The 20,118-nt window shown below is 58.5% G+C and carries 12 protein-coding genes; all 12 read right to left on the bottom strand.

Going from position 1 to position 20,118, the window contains the following annotated elements:
- Window position 1 precedes the first annotated feature (1 nt).
- Window positions 2–1,021, bottom strand: a complete 1,020-nt coding sequence (locus tag IEV82_RS04205; protein ID WP_188480680.1) for a glycosyltransferase family 2 protein — start codon at window positions 1,019–1,021, stop codon at window positions 2–4.
- Window positions 1,022–1,026: 5 nt separating this feature from the next.
- The gene (locus IEV82_RS04200) at window positions 1,027–7,506 is read right to left on the bottom strand and encodes a type I polyketide synthase (RefSeq protein WP_188480679.1); all 6,480 of its coding nucleotides are present in this window, start codon (window positions 7,504–7,506) and stop codon (window positions 1,027–1,029) included.
- Between the two features lie 107 nt (window positions 7,507–7,613).
- Window positions 7,614–8,972 carry an oligosaccharide flippase family protein gene (locus IEV82_RS04195; RefSeq protein ID WP_188480678.1) on the bottom strand — a complete coding sequence of 453 codons (1,359 nt, stop codon included), beginning with the start codon at window positions 8,970–8,972 and terminating at the stop codon, window positions 7,614–7,616.
- The gene (locus IEV82_RS04190) at window positions 8,972–9,844 is read right to left on the bottom strand and encodes a glycosyltransferase family 2 protein (protein WP_229747656.1); all 873 of its coding nucleotides are present in this window, start codon (window positions 9,842–9,844) and stop codon (window positions 8,972–8,974) included. Before IEV82_RS04190 ends, IEV82_RS04195 begins: the two co-directional genes overlap by 1 nt.
- 96 nt (window positions 9,845–9,940) lie before the next feature.
- Window positions 9,941–11,773, bottom strand: coding sequence for a hypothetical protein (locus IEV82_RS04185; protein WP_188480677.1), 1,833 nt, complete (start codon window positions 11,771–11,773; stop codon window positions 9,941–9,943).
- Window positions 11,688–13,385, bottom strand: coding sequence for a hypothetical protein (locus IEV82_RS04180; protein WP_188480676.1), 1,698 nt, complete (start codon window positions 13,383–13,385; stop codon window positions 11,688–11,690). Before IEV82_RS04180 ends, IEV82_RS04185 begins: the two co-directional genes overlap by 86 nt.
- Window positions 13,378–14,244, bottom strand: coding sequence for a flagellar motor stator protein MotA (gene motA, locus IEV82_RS04175; protein ID WP_188480675.1), 867 nt, complete (start codon window positions 14,242–14,244; stop codon window positions 13,378–13,380). Before motA ends, IEV82_RS04180 begins: the two co-directional genes overlap by 8 nt.
- A 33-nt stretch (window positions 14,245–14,277) precedes the next feature.
- Window positions 14,278–15,378 (bottom strand): flagellar basal body P-ring protein FlgI, encoded by a 1,101-nt coding sequence (locus IEV82_RS04170; RefSeq protein ID WP_188480674.1) that lies wholly within the window; start codon window positions 15,376–15,378, stop codon window positions 14,278–14,280.
- A complete protein-coding gene (locus tag IEV82_RS04165; RefSeq protein ID WP_188480673.1) occupies window positions 15,375–16,379 on the bottom strand; it encodes a flagellin in 1,005 nt (334 codons plus the stop codon). The genes IEV82_RS04170 and IEV82_RS04165 overlap by 4 nt, the downstream gene beginning before the upstream one ends.
- An 11-nt stretch (window positions 16,380–16,390) precedes the next feature.
- Complete coding sequence (gene flgK, locus IEV82_RS04160) at window positions 16,391–17,839, bottom strand: flagellar hook-associated protein FlgK (protein ID WP_188480672.1); 1,449 nt, start codon at window positions 17,837–17,839, stop codon at window positions 16,391–16,393.
- A 26-nt stretch (window positions 17,840–17,865) separates the two neighbouring features.
- The gene (locus IEV82_RS04155) at window positions 17,866–19,167 is read right to left on the bottom strand and encodes a flagellar hook protein FlgE (RefSeq protein ID WP_188480671.1); all 1,302 of its coding nucleotides are present in this window, start codon (window positions 19,165–19,167) and stop codon (window positions 17,866–17,868) included.
- Between the two features lie 104 nt (window positions 19,168–19,271).
- Window positions 19,272–20,075 (bottom strand): flagellar motor protein MotB, encoded by an 804-nt coding sequence (locus tag IEV82_RS04150; RefSeq protein WP_188480670.1) that lies wholly within the window; start codon window positions 20,073–20,075, stop codon window positions 19,272–19,274.
- Between the last annotated feature and the right edge of the window lie 43 nt (window positions 20,076–20,118).

The raw sequence follows: 20,118 nt of genomic DNA, 5'->3' as shown, positions 1-20,118 counted from the left end.
ATCAATCCACGCTGGTCTGAAGGGAAGGTTCCTGCGGCAGGCCGACGGTGCGGATCGACGCGTCGGGTGTCGGACGCACAAGCGCGCGCAGATCATGTGTCACCATGTCCCTGAGGAAACGCTGCGCGCCCGGCGTCGGTTTGCCCTCGATCTTGCGCCGTAGCCGCCAGATCAAGGTGCCGATGACATTGAGAGCGGTCGCAGCGATGGCGTAGCCCCGGCCATGGTTCTTGCTGAAATAATACCAGCGGCTTTGGTACCAATAGGCGGGCGTGCGCGTCCATCTGCCCATGCCGGTCGAGACAGAGCCGATATGACAGACGCGGCTTTCACGCACGAAATGCACCTCGTGACCCGCGCGATGTGCGCGCAGACACAGATCCGTTTCTTCGAAATAGAGAAAGAACGTCTCGTCAAAAAGGCCGATCTCTTTGAAGGCACTTGTCCGGGCCAGCATCGACGCGCCGAGAATCCAGCCCACCGGGCCGGATGTTTCGGGAATATGCAGTGGCAGCATGTGTTTCTTGAGCAGCCGCGTGATCGGACCCAGCCGGATCGAGGCTTCGAATTCCGAGGCAAGGCCCGGAAAGCGGAAGGCGCTGCAATGATCCTCGCCGGTTTCTCCGTAGACCCAGCTACCGGCGATGGCCACCTTGGGATGCGCGTGCAGATGGTTCACAAGCGTGGTGATCGCATCGCGTTCGACCTGTGCATCCGGGTTGAGGATATAGATGAATTCGGCTGACGGACAGATCGCCAGTCCGGCGTGGATGCCGAAATTGTTGCCAGCCCCGAAGCCCGCATTCCGACCGGATTGCAACACCTGAACCTCAAGATGCGCAGGCCATTCGGCGGAACGCGTCAGGTCGGTCATGCGCTGGAAGGAGTCGTCGGGCGAGTCGTTGTCGACAAGGATGATCGCACCACCGAAATCGGCCATGGCTGCCGCGGCTGACTGTGCCGCAAGCACGGCCAGATCCGGTGTCTTGTAGTTGAGAACGACGACAACGATGTCCGTCATACAGGTCACTCCGCTGCCTCCGTGGCGGTGAAAGACAAGACGCGCCCCTTGCCGCCAACGGCAGCTTCGGTCGTGGTGATGACCCTGCGCAAATAGCTGGCAAGAACACGCACATTTGGCTCGAGAACCATGCTGTCATGATCTCCGGGCACTTCAAATACTTCGATCTGGGGCACGTGCTGCCCCCAGTCATTGTCATCGTACAGGTACGCGCGTTCGTGGTTCACCAGCTTGCCACCGGAGACTGACCAGGTTCCCATCAAAGGCGGTCTGAACAATGCGATGCGTCCGGACCAGGGTGCGACCTCATACGTGCCAACCGCTTGCAGGAACGCCTGTTCGATCTCGGCGTTGTGGAAACTGTGCGCGGTGCGGGTTTCCCTGGTCGTCTTGCGCTTTTCGATTTCCCACTGAACCCGGTTGCGCAGCCACACCAACGGGTATGACACACCTTTGCGCCGGGTTTCCTGCATCTGGATCAACAGGCGGTCTTTCCGGCTAAGCGGACGGCGTTGCGGTAAAGGCGTATCGAGCAGAACGACAAGCGCGACCTCTTCGCCCATCGCCTCGAGCTGGTGCGCGATCTCGTAGGCGGTGATCCCGCCGCCTGAAAAGCCACCGACATAATACGGCCCTTCGGGCTGTACCTGCTTCATTTCGGCAATATAGTCGCGCGCTGCATCCTTGATCGACAGGTGCGGGGTCTCATCCCCGTAAAGGCCCTTGGCCTGAAGCCCGTAGAACGGTCGGTCCGCACCCAGAAGCTGGGCGAGATGGCGCAGGTTCAACACGTTGCCGAACATTCCAGCAACAAGGAAGAATGGCGCTTTCGGCCCGCCCTCGCCGTCATGCATCGCAACGATATGCTTGAATCGCCTTGTCTGCGGCTTGGGTTTCTTTTCGGCGGGACCGGCGGCATCTTCGCTGATGCCAGTGCGGTCCTTGATCAGCGATGCGCAGGCCCGGATCGTCGGCGCTTCGAAAAGGATCGAAATCGGGAAATCGACGCTGTAGGTCTTGCGCACCTTGGCAAACAGGCGGACGGCAATCAGCGAATGACCCCCAAGGTCGAAAAAGCTGTCTTCGACGCCGACATTCTGCACGCCCAGCAGATCTTCCCAGATGCCGGCCAGCGTCCGTTCGATTTCGGTCTCGGGCGCGGCATAGTCGCCATCAAGCTGCGGGCGATCGAATTTCTGCGCCTCCGACTTGGCGTCGCCGGCGATCCCGGCCTGTTCGATCAGCGCGCCCATATCGAGCGAGGAGATGAAAATCTGCGGTTCTGTCCGACCGAGCGCGCGCAGAAAGGCATCGGTCCCATCCTCTGGTCGAATGCCCTGTGACAGGTTGTGCTGGAACCGCTCTTCAGCTGGGGACAGCGGGTGGGTCGCTTTGCTGAAATCCGAAGGTTCGAATTCAGAGGCGCTGACCTTGACCGGGGCTGAAAGCGCGGACATGTCGGAGAGTCGCTTGATCGAAAAATCCCCGATCTCCATGCAGACCGTGCCGTCGGGCATGGCAATGGTGATGTCGAAAGACGCGGTTTCGTCGGCATTGCGGTTGGGTCCGGACGATCGGACCCAACTGACGATGCGGTCCGGTAACGGGTGGTAGACATGCACCCGGTCATAGGACACGGGCACCCACAATTCGTCTCCGGTATAACCGTCGATCAGTTCCATCGCCCAGCCCGTGGCAATGTCCAGAAGACCGGGATGCAAATGCAAGCGCTCCTCATCCTGCATTGCGCTTGCAAGAGACAGATCCGCGATCCCCTCACGAGTGCCGTAGGCGCAAGCGTCCAGAACCTTCCAGCGCGGACCAAAGGCCATCTGCGTTTCCTGCGCCGCATCCAGTTTCTTGCCCGTGGTGACCCTTCGTGCAGCGCCACACCGTTTTCGAATGGCGGCGACGTCGATCGGTTTCGGCTGGATCTCGGGGATCAGCGACAGGTCCGCAGTGACGATCGGCACGAATCCGTTACGCCCGTTCAACATACAGCTGCCCAGTACATCCATATGATAGCCGTCATCCCGCCGGGACAGCCGCAAACGAATGTCGCGTGCGCCCGCTTCCGGGATGTGAAGCGGCCTGAGGAAGGTCATGTTGCGGATTGCGTAGCCGCTGGTTTCGCCCTGTCCGCGCAGCGCCTTGGACGCCAGCGTCAGGTAACCGGCCCCGGGGAACAGGGCATCACCCTGCCGGGTCCTGTGCTGGTCAATGAACCAATCGTCGGTGGTGTACCGCGCCTCGAAAAGGCGGTGGCCCGCCGGATCGAACCCTGTCTTGTCGAGCAGCGGCAGATCAACCGGGCTGAAGCTGATCGGATCGGTATCACCGATACGGTCTGCCAAGGCGGTCGCAGCCATGCCGACATCCGCCCAGATACCCCAGTTGATCGCGAGGACTTTGGTTTTGTCACCCCTGCGCGCATGTGCATATGCGTTCAGATATTCATTCGCCGCGACATAGTCGATCTGGCCTGCGGGCGCTGTCTGTGTCGATGACGACGCGAAGAGGGCAATGAAGTCCGTCGATCCGTCCGGGAAAAGCTGATCCAGAACCTTGGTCCCGTGGATCTTGGACGAGAAAACCTTTTCGATCGACCCTGTCGATTTTGCGAGGAGCGGCGCATCCTCCATCACACCGGCGGCATGGATCACGCCGTCGATGCGACCAAGGCGTGCGAGGGTGTCGTCCACGACATGCTTCATCTCTGGCAGGTTGCAGATATCGGCCGCAAAGGCACGAACATGTCCGCCCAATGCCTCGAGCTCCTGTACCGCACGGATGCGGCGGGAAAGTTTGTCCTGCGGGGCGTGCCGCTGCAGGTAACGATCCCAGACCTCGCGTTCTGGCAAGGCGTCACGTGCAGTCAGAATCAACGTGCAGCCTTGGGCAGCGAGTGCTTTGCCAACGGTCAGCCCGATACCACCGAATCCGCCAGTGATCAGATATGTGCCACCCGGCTGAACGGATGTCTCGGCTGTCGGTCTCAATGCTGTTTTCTGGAGCGATTGTTCATAGCGACGCCCAGACCGAAAGACCGCAACACCCGAAGAGGGATCGGCAATCATCTCTTCGATCACCTGATCGGTCAGATCCTCCCACGCCTGATGCGTGTCACTCCTTTTTGCGCGGCGCAGGACAGGTCGCCTGGCAGGTTCATCCGGAAGCCGCAGATCGACCGAGGATACAGTTAGCCCCGGAATTTCACGCGGAATGACGCGCACAGGTCCGGCAATGATCGACTTTTCGGGCGACATGAGCCGCTCTTGCCCGAAAGCAGCAGCGCCATTGGTGAACACGGTGATCTGGGTCGGTTTTGGCAACGTGTCATCCGCAATCGCCTGAGCGATGAACATCAGGGAATAGAACCCATGTTCCTGCATGCGCTGGAAAAAGCTGGAGCCCGGACGGTGGCTGTTGTCTTTGGTGATGCCCCAGAAATGGGCGATCCGGCTTGGCACCAATCCGCGGGACAGCATATCGCGGAACAGAAGGTCATAGCCTTCCCGACCGCGTTCGGGTGCAAGGACATACGTCGTGTCATTCAACCGTGCGAAACTGTCGCCCGGCCAAACCTCGACAATCGAATGTCCCGCGGCGCGCAAGCGTTTCGCCGCGGCAAGGGCCACTCCGGCATCGTCCATGAATACAAGCCAGCTTTGCAAATCGGCTTTGCCCAGTTCGGTGCGCACCTCCACGGGGGCAGAAGCGTATTTTGGCCTCCATGCAGTGGTCCAGCCCCAGTTCTCGACGCCGTCGATGCGGGTCAGGAAGCTTGAGACCTTCTCGGTCTGCGGCTGCCCCGGTTCGATGAAATAGCGGGATCGCTGAAACGCGTATGTAGGCAGCGGCACACGATTGCGCCGCGCGTTGCCCCAGATCTGATCCCAGTCGAAGTCGCCACCCAACGCCCAGATGCGCCCAAGCACCTCGAGCATGTGGCGATCGTCTTCGATCTCTTCCTCGGGATGGCGCAGGCTGGACAGGACCTGGGTGGCCTGAATGCCCTCACATTGCCGCGCCAGCGCGGACAGCGCCTTGCCGGGACCAACCTCGAGGTAGATGCGGTTCTGCCTGTCCGACAGCGTGTCGAGGCAGTGCGTGAACTGCACCGTGCCGCGCAGGTGCGAGACCCAGTAATCGGGGCTTGTCGCCTCTTCATCGGTCATCATCACACCGGTCCGGTTGGATGTGATCGGAATTGTTGGCGGGTTCAGAGTGATCTTCTGTAGGTAAGACCGGAACCTGTCGAGGATCGGGTCGAGCATCCGCGAATGAGCCGCAATGTCGATCGGGATGCGCTGGAACTCGATCTCTCGATGCCTGAGTTCGGTTTCCAGCGTCATCAGCGCAGCGCTTGGACCGGAGGCAACGCTGAGCCCTGGGCTGTTCACAGCACCAAGATCAAGCGCGTCACCCAGAAGCGGCCTCAGATCCTCGGCCGGGAGCGCGACTGAGAGCATGCCGCCTTTTTCCACGCTGTCAAACAGCGTGCCCCGCAGATGGACAAGACCGATGCAGTCTTCGAACGACATCACACCGGCAATGCAGGCGGCGGTATTTTCGCCCATCGAATGACCGGCGACAGCGGCTGGCTGAATGCCCCAGCTCATCCAGAGCTGCGCCAGCGCGTATTCGACGATCATGATCAGTGGCAGTTGCAGCGAGGGCTGCCGCAAGGCCTCGGTCGCCTGCGCTTCATTGCCCGGATCAGGACACCACAAGTCTCGAATGCTGCGGGAGTCGAGCGTTTCAAGGTGGCTCAGCCCACGGTCGATCCATTCGGCAAAGACCGGCTCGGTCTCGTACAGATCGCGGGCCATGCCGACATATTGCGCTCCGCCGCCGGGAAAGAGGAACACGATGTCGGGCCGGGACATGGCATCATGTGTATGAACGCGGCGCGAGCCGGATTGTTCGAGCAGCATCGCCGCATCAAGATGATCCCTTGCGACCACAAGGCGGCGCTTTTCAAAGGCGCGCCGGCCTGTCCGCAGCGTCCATGCGACATCCGCAAAAGGCTGATCGGTATTGGCCCGCAGATGCGCCGCCAGGCGCGCGGTGTTTGCATCAAGAGCCGCCTTGGTGCGACCGGAAACCGTGATGATTTGGAATGGCCAATCGCTTTCCTCGGACGGCGGGGCATTGGGTGCCTCTTCGAGCACGACATGCGCATTGGTGCCCCCGACGCCAAGCGAGTTCACACCCGCGCGGCGCGGATGGTCGCGGCGCGGCCAATCCGTCAGACGGTCATTGACGCGAAAGGGCGAATTTTCGAAATCAATGGCCGGGTTGGGTCTTTCGAAGCCGAGGCTCGGCGGCATCTGGTGATGGTGGAGCGCCATCGTGGCCTTGATCAGACTGGCCACACCCGCCGCGGTATCCAGATGACCGATATTGGTTTTTACGGAGCCGATCCGGCAATGACCGACCTTGTTGCTGGTTGCAGCGAAAGCTTGCGTCAATGCCGCAACCTCGATCGGGTCACCAAGATAAGTGCCCGTGCCGTGACACTCGACATAGTCGATGCTGTCGGCGGTCACACCAGCCATCGCATGCGCCTCGGCAATTGCGTCAGCCTGACCCTCGACCGATGGCGCAAGGTACCCGGCCTTGGCCGCGCCGTCATTGTTGACCGCGCTGCCCTTGATGACTGCCCAGATATGATCACCATCCGCCAAAGCATCCGCGAGGCGACGCAGGACCACGACGCCCGCTCCGGATCCGAAAACCGTGCCCTTGGCCCGATGATCAAATGCGTGACACTGACCATCGGGAGACAGGATCTCGTTTTCCTTGTAAAGATACCCCCGCCCATGTGGCAGCTCGATCGTCACACCGCCAGCAAGCGCCATGTCGCATTCGCCGTTCAACAGCGATTGGCAGGCATAGTGCGTGGCGACCAGGGATGTTGAACAGGCTGTCTGCACGTTCACAGACGGCCCATCCAGATCGAAAATGTGGCTGACACGGGTCACCAGGAAATCCTTGTCGTTCCCGGTGTGGCGCAGCAGGAACATGCCGGTGCCTTCCACCAGGTCGGGATTCGAACACAGGTTGAAATAGAAATAACTGCCCATCCCGCAACCACCGAACACACCGATCCGCCCGTCGTGGCGGTCGGGCATGTGACCAGCGTTTTCCAAAGCCTCCCATGCGCATTCGAGGAATTGCCGATGCTGCGGATCCATGATCGCGGCATCCTTGAGAGACAGGCCAAAGAATTCCGCATCGAAATGGTCGAACTGTTCAAGCCGCGCCGCATAGGGCACGTAGTCACGATGGCGCAACAGTCCCGGCGGCACACCTGCCTCGGTCAATTCCTCATCGGTCAGTCGGTGAATCGAAGACACACCGTCCCGCAAGTTTCGCCAATATTGCGCCAGCGATGCCGCCCCCGGCAGGTGGGCGGACATGCCGACGATGGCGATATCTGCATCCGCAACCGAATGCGGCGCGGTTGTCTCATTCGTCATAGCCGTACCCTATTCCCAACTTTGGGTCAGTATTGCACAAATATGATCAAAGTTGGGCGTTCAGCAGGGTCGCAGATGGTCTCTTTGGATAAAGAGTTAATCCCGCCTCACAGGGCCGCAAGCTCTGCAACTGCATCAAAATTGATCCACAAGGCCAAAACGATGATCGCGGCCCCAACGCAGCCATAAATGGCGTCATGCTTTGGATCCCAAGCCCGGGCATGACGGGCGAGCCACACCACAAAGGGATAGGCAGCAAGCCCGGCAATGCCCTGACCAACAAGAGCGCCGAACAGCCCGCCGTAGCTGAGCCCCATATAGAGAAAGCCCAGCGTCAACGCCGCCCGTGCCGCCGACAAAACGAAGAACCGCCGCGAGTCGCCTGCAGCAAGCGCCGCCTGTTCGTAGGTCAACACGAGGATCTGTGGCATCTGCATCGCGGCGATCATGACAACCACTGTGCCTGCCATAATGTAGCGCGAGTCGTACATCACCTCGATCAGCACAACACCGGCCATCGACACACCGCCGGTGATCGCCATCATCCCACCGGTCAACACAAGCCGCATCTTTTGCAACTTGCGGAAATTCTCGGTGCTTTCGGCAGGGGCGCGTTCGCGGTAGACCGGGATCAGGATTTTCCGGGTCATCATCCCTCCCATAAGCAGCGGGAAGCTCGCGAGGAAAAATCCGATATTGTAGATGCCGAACTGCTCCAATGTCAGGAACTTGCCGATCAACAGCTTGTCGCCCTGCATGTAAAGAAACCCACAAATCGTGCTGAGAAAGATCCATTTTCCAAAGCCGATCAACTCTGACGCCGCGGCGCGTTCCCACTGGAACCGATTGCGTTGACCTGGAAGGAAAACATTGTACGCCAAGAGTACCATCGCCGACGAGAGGATCCCGCTGACGACAAGCGCCCAGACCGATTGAAGGTACCATGCGAGCAGAACCGCGAGCAGCAAGGAGATCGCTTGTACGGCAAGGTCAATGCCGGTCAAACGCCCCAGCAAGAGGTGTCTGTTCGCGGAATCAAGGCGGGTCGGGTTGAACCCCGAAATAAAAAGGGTGACACCAGCAGCAGGCAGAATCCACGCCAGCAAAGGCTCTCCGTAGAGAGCCGCAACAGGGACTGCGAGACCGCAGGCGACGATCCACAAAAGCACACCCCGGACCACCTGAATGGTCCATGCAGTATCGAGGAATTTCTGATCGTCGCCGCGTTTCGACTGCATGATCGACGGGCTGACCCCGACATCCGAGAACATGGCCAAGCCCTGCATGATGACCGACACAAGTGCCATCATCCCGAACGCTTCGGGGAACAAAAGACGGGTGAGGATTAGATTGGAAGCCAGTCGCAGCACTTGACCCGTTGCGTAGCCGCCAAGGGCGAACACGGAGCTGCGCATGAAGCGCGCGTCCAGCGAGGTGCCGCGAAATTTTGCAACGAGGGCTTCCATTACCGTCCACGACTCCAGCCGCTTGACTTACCACCTGTCACGCGCACTGCCAGCGAGACACCTGAGTAAACGGCAAACCCGATCGGATCCTGAAGGGCAAGCCTCAACTTTTCGCGTATCGGGAAAGCTGGCTTGTCGTCATTGTGCAGCAAATCCGGGTGGTGTTCGCGGATTTCATCCACCCCGGCATTCTGACGGCGACGCACACGAACAAGGTTGTTCCATCCCTCGACCAGAGGCCAGGTATAGGTCGCAGGCACCCCGATCCGTTCCTCAGGTCGGAAACTGAGGCGCACATAGGTATCATCGGAAATGATGTCCGGGAACGTATCCCAGCGCATTCGGCCTGCCGCGTTAACGGCAAACACCCCCGCTCCGGGCACTCCATGCGTCATGAACGGAACCTTGGAATAGATGCGGGAATAGGCGCGGGTCGCCCAGCTTTGCGGGTTTGCAAGAACAAGCGTGCCACTGGCATAGCATGGCTCAGCCGTATCAAGCGCCTCGTAAAGCTGACCGATCAGGCCATCAGAAACCTCGACATCGGCATCCAGATACACCCGGATCGGTGCCCGCGCCACATGATCTCCGGCGTTCAGCGCCCCAAGCTTGCCGCCCTGCTCGCGGTCGAGGACTTTCAGGTCCAGCCCTTTTTCGGCAAAGCGGTCGCGCATTGCCAAGGCGATCTGCGCTGTGCGGTCGCGGCTTCCATTGGAAATGACAATCGTCTCGAAGGGCGCGCCATGATCCCACCTGCTTTGAAGGACGCACTCGAGGCAATGCCCGATCAGCGCCTCTTCGTTCGAGGCCGGGATCAGAACACTGAGAACCGGCATTGGCTCGGATTTGGGACCGCGTGTATTGAGCGGCATATCGAGGCACTTCCTATACTGTCAAGAACCTGCGGATCAGAGCGCACGGCTTGCATAGGATAATGTCAAATTTATGGATAGCGGGAAACTCTTGCCTTATTCTTCAGTTTCCGCAGTGGCACTGGATCGCAGGGTCCGCCAGCGCGGATTGTCGTCGCTGAGATGGCGCAAGGCACCCCAGCTTCCCCATTTGCTTGGTCCGGCAACGTCGACAAAGGCATTGAACGGGCTGTCGGTTAGGCCGGTCCAGGCATCCAATGCGTCCTCGTAGAGACCCGCCATATGGTCAGAGTAGCTGAACGCGATGAGAAATGAGACAAGCGTCTCATCTTCCACAGCATCGCCGAACGCGGCAGCGTGCGTGCCCCCTTCGTACATGATCAACTCCAAACCGTTGGTTGATGCAACCTCGGCGTGGTAGGGCCAGAGCGTTCCGGTCAATTCGCGCAAAGACCCGCGCCGCACAAGGTCTGCGGCAAGCGCGGCAAGCCCGTTGAATTGGTTCTGCGCGACGTATTCACGCAACGCCACACGCGACAGGCCCTTGGCACGGCCATCGGCTTCGGCCTTGGCGGCAGCGTCTTGCAGCGCCGCAGCCAGTGTTTCAGGCTCACCCAATTCATATCCGAAATAACCGGTTACCGCGTAGGCATCGAACATCTCGACAGGATGGGTGCCTAAAGCTTGCTTTGCGCGGTCCCCGAACAGGATCGATTGCTCCAATTCCGGCCAACCGGTATGCACAGCGACCACCCGTTTGAGCCGGGTCTCTGCCTCAGCGCCGAACACCTCGGTCCAGATGCTCAGAACCTTTGCCGACCGCAGCCCGTAATATTGCATCCACCCATCGTCGGTCTGCCCCCAGAGGCGTTCTGCCTGCTCGCCTGCCCAAAGCGCCTGTTCGAAAATGAAATTCCAGACTTCGTTCGAGTATTCGACATAGGCGACGCGGGCAGGATCAAGATCAGCTTGGACCGTTTCCGCAAATCGACGAACGAGATCATCATCGGCCATATGCGGTATGTTGAACCAGGCATCCGCCCCGATCCTGTTGGACAGGTTTATCATAACTGGCAACGGCACGCCGCGCCAAACATAGGTAAAGTCTGCTTTTTCCGGCAGGTCGTCCCATGTCACAATCGGCGATCCGTTCGTGAACATCCAGTCCATGAATCGCACGAGCGCGACATCACCCAATCTTTCCAGCCAATCGGGATTGAACACTTGGCCCGCCTCGAAAGCCCCAAGGTGTTTTTCTGGAATCACGCGGATATTTCGGATTGGATCCGAAGCATCCGTCGCACTGATCGAAATGCCCACCGCTCCTTCGCCGGGGGTATACTGAAAAATCCGCAATCCCGGTTCTCGCGTGATGACACGTGCACGGCCTGTCACCGACAAACTACCTGAACCCTCGTAGAAGAGCACATACCGACCAGTCAGGTGGTCAGCGTCTCTCGGTTGATCCGTCAGAATGAGGCTTTCCAGCGCTGTCGCCGCCTCCGGAACGATGAGCGGCCAGCCATTTTCGTCAAAAACGCCCGCAGCCTCCATGTCTTCGAAGTCCATCCCCCCCCATTGGCCCGGCAGATGACCAATCCAGGGCCTTGCGGATTTCATCACATCCAGAAAGGGATGCTGGGTCGACCAGTCCGAAATGCCGTTCAAACCGAAAGCGATCTCTCTACTTTGCGGAGAACCCTGCGCCAGGCTGTTTCCGCCTGCGAAGGCCAGCAAAATCACGACCAAGACTTTTAACAAAGATCTCAAGATCACGCTCCGCGGAATTTTTGCCAAGCCAGATAACGGAAAAAACAGTGCGGTTTTCCAGTCATTAAAGATGTTACCGCGAAAGTGTTTCGGCAAGTGCTTCGCGCAAAGTTTGGGCAGATTCAGCGCGCTCTCTGGCCAGAGCAACAGTCCAGTCATCGGTGCTGGGCAGTGCAGGTGAGTCTTGGAAAACGGAGGGCGCCGTAGCACTTTCATTTGCCTGGCTTCGGTCCACATCGGGATCAGTCGCGCGGCCGAGCACAGCGCCGCCCCCCGGCACCATGAGTTGATTAATGATATTTGCCTCATCAATGAATCCTTCGCGGACAAGCCGCTCTGCAACTCCTGCAAGCGCAGTTTGCGATGGTGAAGGTGTCAGTCCAGGGAGGGTGTTAAGCGCGATCTGAACAAAAGTGACGGTGTCGGCATTCAAAATGAGGTGATTGACCAGTTCTGTCACGGCTTCCGCATGCTCGGCCTCCGTCAGGGGCAACCTGTCATCGAGCGAATTCAATGCATCAAAATATCTGGCATGCTCAAGATACGATGCAAAAGAGGCAAACCAACTGTCCTTTTCCTGATCCGTGCCCCTGAGCTCGATAGAAAGTGCGGCAAGGCTGTCAGGGTCCTGTTCACGACTGTTGGCCATGTTTTCGATGGGCGCGCGTTCGGCCATCGCAAGTTCCGCCTCGAGGTGACGTGACAACTCGGGAAACAGTGCTTCTGACGAAGCCTCGACAAGCCAATTCAACCGTGGGTAAACGACGATCTGAAGCCCAATGGGCAACGCGGAAAAATTGTTGAGAAGCTCTATTTTTATGTCCTTTGGCACGTCCACCTCATGGCGCATCGCCGCGATAAAAACATCATCCAGCGGGTTGCAATCGCCGAACCTGAGCATGCCGGGGTCCGCGCTGCCCGATAGCATGCTTTCAAACTCGGAAATCTCGCGAAGCTGGACCTGTGAGCCATGCCCGATCTTGGCCGCCATCCGCGCTTCTTCGATTTGACCTTCGGACAAGTACCGGACAATCAACGCAGTCTGAAGCGCGGCTGAATCATCAAATCCCTCTTCAATCGGCACATCCGAAGGATCACTGATCTGCGACCATACCGCATCAGATAGGGCACATCTTTTGCCTGAAATTGCTCGACCCTCAGGCAACAAGGTCACTGTCAACGCCGCATCGGCACTTGACCAGTCCCGAAACGAAGGAGTCGCCAACTGGGAAAACCCGCTGATATGCGCAGTCTGGTCGATTTGGGACGCGATCATCTTGCCAAGACGCTCCACAACCGAAAAATCCAGCGCAAACAGATCGCTCTCGATTTGCCGAAGCGCAGGACTGCTCGGAAATGTGCCCGTTTCAATTGGCAGAACAGGCAGTAGCGACGCCTCCGATCTTGGACGGTCCCGAATATCAATGACGACCAGCCGCGGGGTTTCGCGTTTGACACGCACTTCGCAATCACAGTTCAGCTCGATTTCAAGGCCGGTTCGGGTTGCTATCACTGCGTTGATCCGGTCGGTATTGATCCGGTCGAATAATCTGCTGGTGTCCAGATCCGCGAGACCAGGCGAAAAACTCAGACCGAATTTCCCGGTTGAGAGTGGTTCTGATCGTATCTCGATAATGTCGAGCTCTGTTGCGATAGTCAGGCGAGTGAAATCGCCATGCTCGCCAGCGCGGACGATCCCGATATTGGCGAATGCAGCCTGCGGCAACACAAGACAAATGCCGAGAATGATGGCGCGAAACACCTCATGCATGGGATTTCAACGAACGGATGGCTTCATCCAATGCGGCAAAGCCCGGGCGGTGATGATGCGGTATACTTTGCCGTGCGACCTCAAGGCACATCTTGGGCGGATGCTGGTGGAAGTGCGAGACGAAAACCTCCTTGATGGTTTTGTAGAAATTGATGTCATCATCTGCGGCTGCTTTGACCTTGAGAGCGAAGGGCGCGACCAGGCAATACGCCAGAAAGACCCCGAGAAATGTTCCGACCAATGCGCCACCGATCAGTTTTCCCAGAACCTCGGGCGGCTGGTCGATCGACCCCATTGTCTTGATCACGCCAAGCACGGCCGCAACGATACCGAGCGCCGGAAGCCCGTCTGCAATGGATTGAAGCCCGTGCACGGAGTGTTCGAGATGGTGTTTGGTTTCGTCGATTTTCCGGTCCAGAAGCTCTTCGACCTGCATCGGATCATCGTAATTCATCGACGCTGACCGCAACGTGTCGCAGATGATGTCAAGCGCGGCATGATCTTTCAGAAGCTTCGGGAATTGCAAAAAGATTTCTGATTCCCGCGGGTTGTCGATATGCGCTTCGAGCCCGACGGGATTCTTTCGGGCAAGGTTGATCAGCTGGTACAGAACCTGCAAAAGCTGGTTGTAATCCTCGGCCTTCCACTGACTGCCCTTGAAGACTTTCATGGTGTCCCTGCCAGTCTGCTTGAGCGAAGCCAAGGTGTTGCCCACGGCAAACGCTCCGACAGCGGCACCCCCGATCATCATCATCTCGAACGGAAGCGCCTTGAGAATTATGGTCATCTTGCCACCAGCCAGAAGGTAACCTCCGAAGACCATGCAGAAGGTGAATGCGATGCCCGCAAATGCAATCATTCGCCCATGTCCTTTCCCTTGTTCGGGTCGTGTTCACATCACGACGAATTCTGCATGCAGCGCTCCAGCAGCCTTGATCGTTTTCAGAATGTCGATCAGGTCGTTCGGAGTAATGCCCAGAGCATTCAAGCCGGTGATGACGTCCGAAAGCGTTGTGCTTCCCGGCACCTCCGCAAGAGATACAGCCGGAGCGTTTTCGATCTGCGCGGCCGTGCGCGGAACAACCACCGTTTCGCCTTCTGCAAAGGGGTTTGGTTGCACCACGATGGGCTGTTCCTGAACCGTCAGGGTCAGGTTTCCCTTTGATACAGCCACCCGCGAGACGCGTACGTTTTCGCTGATAACAATCGTTCCCGAGCGCTGGTCGACCACGACGCGGGCCAATGTGTCGGGCTCGATCCGCAGATTTTCGATCTGCGCCAGAAGGTGGGACGGTGATCGCTGACCCGAACCACCAAGATCGACAGAGATGGTTCCGGAATCGCTCATGGTCGCAATGGACGCGCCAACCGCCAAGTTTATGGCCCTCTCAACCCGGAAGGCCGTCGAAAAATCAGGGCTCTTCAATGCCACTGTCAAATTCTGCATCTGGCTGAAATCAAAAGACACTTCGCGTTCGACGATCGCCCCAGAAGGAATGCTCCCGGCGGTCGGCACACCTTGAACAGTACGTGCCGCATCACCTTCGGCAGCAACACCTCCGGCGATGATCGATCCTTGTGCGACTGCATATATCTGCCCATCCGCAGCGTTCAGCGGCGTCATCACAAGCGTTCCGCCACGAAGGCTCGACGCGTCGCCGATCGCAGACACGGTGACATCGATCCTGCCACCGGCACGGGCGAAGGGTTGCAGTTGCCCGGTCACGATCACTGCAGCCACGTTTTTTGCGCGGAACTGTTCACCGGTGACGTTCACCCCGAGCCGTTCGAGGATGTTCGACATCATGTCTTCCGTGAAGGGTGAATTCCTGAGCCCATCCCCGGTGCCGTATAGCCCCACGACCAGACCGTACCCAACAAGGTCGTTGCCCCGGACACCTTCGAAGGTCGCGAGGTCTTTCAGGCGCACGCCCTGTGCCAATGCCAAACCTGGGAGCAGCACAAGGAGGATCGCGCCCAGAAACGCTTTCATCGCAGATACTCCGCCAACGAGACACGGCCTTGGCGTGCAGCTATGCGGTAAAACACCTCAAGCTGTTGTTGTGCCGCTTCGAATTCGGACGCGGCCTTGAACTGGTCCACCCCAGCCAGCGACATCCGGTCAAGGGCGATCCGGCTTAGATCGGACTCCGCCGCAAGGCGTGCCGTATCGATCCTTGCTTCGATCAACCCGAGCCCAGCGCGTTCTTCGGTTATGCTGCTGTCAACCTGCAACAAAGCGATGCGTCCCTCATCCAGCAAGGTTTTCTGATCGACCACGCCAAAGCCCAATGACGCATCAGAGGCCAGTGCAGCGATCCCGAGCGCCTTGAGCATGTCCCGCACCGTTTCGCCATCTGCGCGAAGCCCGAGTGTTACCGCTTGATCCGGACCGATTGGCAGTTGCGCAAACCCGGTTTCCGACCCGGAATAGGCCAAACTCTCGAACGGACCGCCCGGTGCGTCGAACCAGGCTTCGACCGCCGCAATCGCATCGCCCGGATTGGTCGCGCCAGCAATCTGCGATCTCAGCATGGCAAGTAGGGACTCACCGTTCGGCAATGGCCTTGCGCGTGTCCCGGACCCCGAAAAGAGGTACCGCCCTGCAATCTCGGAATTCAACGCGTTGACGGTGTCGATCATTGTTGCCGCAGCGGCATCGGAAAGGGTCTTCAGCTCTGACGGCTGCTGAAGCTGAGAGACAAGCGAGAGGCTTGTTCCGAGTTGCCCGGTCTGATCCTGTATCTTGCCCAGCACCGATTGCATCGCGCTTGCAAAGAGTCCTGCTTCGGCGATTCCGCGTTTGTGTTGCTCGAGCAATTCGGATTTCCGGTCAAGCAGCGAAACCGCCATGGGCGATCCGCCAAGATGGCGCGCCGTGTCTTTGGCCAGACCGGTCGTCGCCTCTTGTGCCGACGCATCAGCGGCGATGCGCAGACGGGCCTGAAACTGGCTGGAGAGCATGAATGTTGCAAGATCGCCGATAGAGCGCATGATAGTTTCCTTCAAATTCTGAGAAGTTCTGACAGCATGTCGTCCACGACCTGAACGACACGCGCATTGGCGGCATAGGATTTTTCAAGCTCGATCAGCTTTTGCAGTTCCTGGTCCGTATTGACCCCGTCGGCTGCACTTGCCTGGCGAACATCATTCAGATGCGCTGAAGCCGCAGTTTCGGAATCACTGAAACGCACTCGGTTTGCTGCGACATCATTGGAGAGCGCCTGGATGTGATCGACCAAAGAGCGCGGCCCAGATCCCAAAATAGAGGAACCGGGTGCCTGAGCGGCGGTCATTTGACTGCGCAGTCTCAAGAGCAGATCGGCCTGACCGGCGTCACCCTCTCCGAGGGCATTGATGCCATCCCGCCAGCGCCACGGATCGGTGGTCGAAATGCTCAGCATCGAGTTCAGAGTGATGCGGCCTGCAAGTCCGACCTCTGCAGTGGCAGAAAACGGCATGCCCCCATCCGTGAAGACACCAGAATCACCTGGGGCCAGCGTCGTGTCTGGCCCTCCCGGTCCGAACCGGTCAACGGCGTCGCGTGCAATCGCGTCAAGTCGGCGCTGCACCAACGGAGCGCTGACATCGCGCAGGTTAAAATGCGCTTCGAGCGATCCGCCGTTCATCATCCCCGATCCGGGAATATCGACACTTTTTCCATCCAGTCGGAGTGTGGACAGAAGACCGTTATCGGCCGTCATATGCGGCAGGATCGTTGATGTGGGGTCAAAGTTAAAGGTTGCCGCCTTTTCATCCAGAAGGGTGCGGCCCTGCGTTGTGAACACGGCAATGACGCCACTGTCACGTTCCACCACGTGGAGCGGAACGATTTCTGCAAGCGAATCGAGCGTTGCATCGCGCCGATCCATCAGCCCATGTGCGTCTTGTCCGAGATGTTTGGCACTCATGATCTGGGCATTGAGGCGTTCAAGCTGAGACAGTCCGGCGTTCAGTTGGTCAACGGTACTGGCGATGTTGGCGTCGGCCCGTGCGCGCAATCCGTCGACACCCGCACTGGCATCGCGCAGACCCGAGGCGAAATTCTCGGCTGCAAAGGAAATGTTTCGCAGACGCGTTTCCGAGGACGGGTCAGATGCGGCGGACAACAGCGCGGTTTCCAGGCGCGTCAGCTTTTCGGCGACCGACCCCTGTGTATCGACGCTGCCGACCAACTGTTCGAGATCCGAGTGGAATCTCGATTGTGCAGAGGTCGCGGACGCGTCCGCCAAGGCCATGCGCTTTTGATGGGCCCGGATCGGATCGGCGTGCCGCGTAACCTGGGCCACGATCACGCCACCAGACGACTGCGTCGCGTTGGTCGACAGAGATGTTTCACGTCGCCCGTAGGTTTCGTTCAGTGCATTGGCGATGTTCGAGGCAATGACGGTCGTACCGCGGGCGTTTGCGGAAAGACCGCTCAGGGCGTTTGAGAGAGCACCAGAGAGACTCATGGCTATGTCCTTAAATGTTCAGGGGATCAGCGTTTGATGTTCGTTGCTTCCTGCAGCATTTCATCAACGGTCTGGATCACCTTGGCATTGGAGGAATAGGCCCGCTGGGTCCGGATCAGCTCGGTCAGTTCATTGGCGATATCGGTCGCAGATTCCTCGAGTGCGAAGGACAGGATATCACCTGTCGATCCGTTGCCCGCATCCCAGAGAAAGAAACTCCCGCTTTCCGGTGTGGGCATATAAAGCTGGCTGCCCGCTGCAGCCATTCCGTTGGGATTGGGAATGTCCACCAACGGAACCTGGTACAAGGTTCGTGTCGTGCCGGTGTCGTAAAACGCATTGACGAGGCCAGTTTCATCCACTTCGACCGAGGTCACCTTGCCCACCGGGGCACCGTCCCGGCTGATGTTGAACGGGGCAAAGATATCGGAAAGCTGTGAAAGCCCCTCGTTCAATCCGAGGCGTCCGATATTGATGTCGATAGGTCCACTGGGTGCCGTGATGGTCAGAATGCCAGTTGCAGAATCATAGGGTCCGCCGGTCACGTCATCGACACTGAGCAACGTGCCACCAAGAGTACGCGCATCGTCGAACTCGAGGTCGTATTGACCGATGACCGTTGCGGGATCAGCACCGTCGACGATTTCAAGGCGCCATTGGTTGGAGGTTCCAGCGGTTGGCACAACCGGAGTGAAGGTAAACTCGAGCGTTTCGGCGCGACCGAGGTTGTCATAATATTCGATCGACTGAGTCAGCGGATCACCCAATGCGCCCGCTTCGGTCTCCGTTGCCGGCAGGTTGATTCCCAATTCGATACGAGTGGTCGGTTCGCCACTGAACTGGTTGACATTGATGCGCACGGGTTCCAGCGCCTCACTTGTCGCACGGGGATAGTTGGGGATCGTGCCATCTAGGTTTGCGGGCCATCCAAGAAGGATCTGACCCGATGCCGTGCGCAGGTACCCGTTTGCATCCGTACGGAATGAGCCGGTTGTCGTCAGGAACATTTGTGGCGTTTCCGACCCGGAAAGAACCTCTGTCGCCTGGGCAACCGGTAGGAAGCCGCGTCCGCTGACGGCGAGGTCAGTGGAGTTCGATGTCGTGGTGATCGCGCTGTCCTGATCAATGTAGCGCTGCGTGGTCGTGCGGACGCCCCCGGCAGTGTAGGTGCCGCCGCCCGAGGTCACGACCATCGAGTGAAAATTCGCCTCGACCCGTTTGTATCCGGGTGTTTGTGAATTGGCGATATTGTCGGAAATCGTCGCCAGACGTGTCGCATGGGACGCGAGACCAACAACGCCCGCGCTGAGAGAAGAAGAAATCGACATGAAACGCCTTTCTGGTGTGATGGCTTGTGCTCTTCACAGCAGTAAGGCGTGCGCTTTAACGCGGACCTAACGGATAAAACTTGATCTAGTTTCCCGTGCAGTCGTCAGTACCGCAGGAAGATCAGTTCGATCCTGTTGTTGCGCGCGGACATGAGGTTTTCGACGACGGGTTCACGATCGCCATAGGCGGTCAGGCGCTTCACCCGGTGCGCATCCATTCCGTAACCGATCAGGAGTTCGGAAAAGGCAAAGGCGCGATCGGCGGACCAATCCCATGCAGGATCGTTGATCTGGACAACCGGAACCTTGGCGACATGACCCTGTATCGCAATTTGGTTGTTCAGAAGCTTGCTGGCTTCCCGAACGGCAAAGGCGATCTCGTGCGTCAGTTTCGTCGGCTTGGCGCCATCGGTGAAGAGCGGATCGTCCTCGGCATCGAAGAATTCCAGAACCAGCCCTTCATCGGTGACCCGGGTGACCACGTGGCGCAGCCATTGGTCTTCCAGCATGCTTTCCCCGCTCAGGCCCAGAAGAACGTCCTGCACTTCCTTGAACGCGCTGTCTTGGGCATTGTCTTCGGAACCGTCGCTGGTGGTGTCCTGCAATGAACTTGCGCCCACGCCCATGCGGGGCAAAACGTCAGCGGCAAATACGCTGTCGCCCATGAACAGCCCGTCCGATCCGCTTGACAAGCGGCTGATCGGAGCCGTTGGGCTGAAATAATCCGCGATGCCCTTGCGTTGTTTCTCGGTTGTCGCGTTCAACAGCCACATCAACATGAAGAAGGCCATCATCGCCGTGACAAAGTCTGCATAAGCGACTTTCCAGGCACCCCCATGGTGCCCGCCAGCAACGATTATCTTCTTTCTTTTGATGATGACTGGCGCGACATTTCTGTCGGTCGCCATACCCTACTCTCCTTACACCCAAGTCATGGCGTAGCAGGTGGAT

Source organism: Marivita lacus (assembly GCF_014637725.1).
Classification (GTDB): Bacteria; Pseudomonadota; Alphaproteobacteria; order Rhodobacterales; family Rhodobacteraceae; genus Marivita; species Marivita lacus.
Note: the sequence above shows the minus strand (reverse complement) of the source record. Positions and strands in the feature narration are given on the sequence as shown.

Coding starts and splice junctions, on each gene's coding strand:
- IEV82_RS04165 (WP_188480673.1), bottom strand. CDS start 16,379: ATGCGCTCTATCGGCGATCTTGCAACATTCATGCTCTCCAGCCAGTTT.
- IEV82_RS04205 (WP_188480680.1), bottom strand. CDS start 1,021: ATGACGGACATCGTTGTCGTCGTTCTCAACTACAAGACACCGGATCTG.
- IEV82_RS04170 (WP_188480674.1), bottom strand. CDS start 15,378: ATGAAAGCGTTTCTGGGCGCGATCCTCCTTGTGCTGCTCCCAGGTTTG.
- IEV82_RS04200 (WP_188480679.1), bottom strand. CDS start 7,506: ATGACGAATGAGACAACCGCGCCGCATTCGGTTGCGGATGCAGATATC.
- IEV82_RS04190 (WP_229747656.1), bottom strand. CDS start 9,844: ATGCCGCTCAATACACGCGGTCCCAAATCCGAGCCAATGCCGGTTCTC.
- IEV82_RS04155 (WP_188480671.1), bottom strand. CDS start 19,167: ATGTCGATTTCTTCTTCTCTCAGCGCGGGCGTTGTTGGTCTCGCGTCC.
- motA (WP_188480675.1), bottom strand. CDS start 14,244: ATGATTGCATTTGCGGGCATCGCATTCACCTTCTGCATGGTCTTCGGA.
- IEV82_RS04180 (WP_188480676.1), bottom strand. CDS start 13,385: ATGCATGAGGTGTTTCGCGCCATCATTCTCGGCATTTGTCTTGTGTTG.
- IEV82_RS04150 (WP_188480670.1), bottom strand. CDS start 20,075: ATGGCGACCGACAGAAATGTCGCGCCAGTCATCATCAAAAGAAAGAAG.
- flgK (WP_188480672.1), bottom strand. CDS start 17,839: ATGAGTCTCTCTGGTGCTCTCTCAAACGCCCTGAGCGGTCTTTCCGCA.
- IEV82_RS04185 (WP_188480677.1), bottom strand. CDS start 11,773: ATGACTGGACTGTTGCTCTGGCCAGAGAGCGCGCTGAATCTGCCCAAA.
- IEV82_RS04195 (WP_188480678.1), bottom strand. CDS start 8,972: ATGGAAGCCCTCGTTGCAAAATTTCGCGGCACCTCGCTGGACGCGCGC.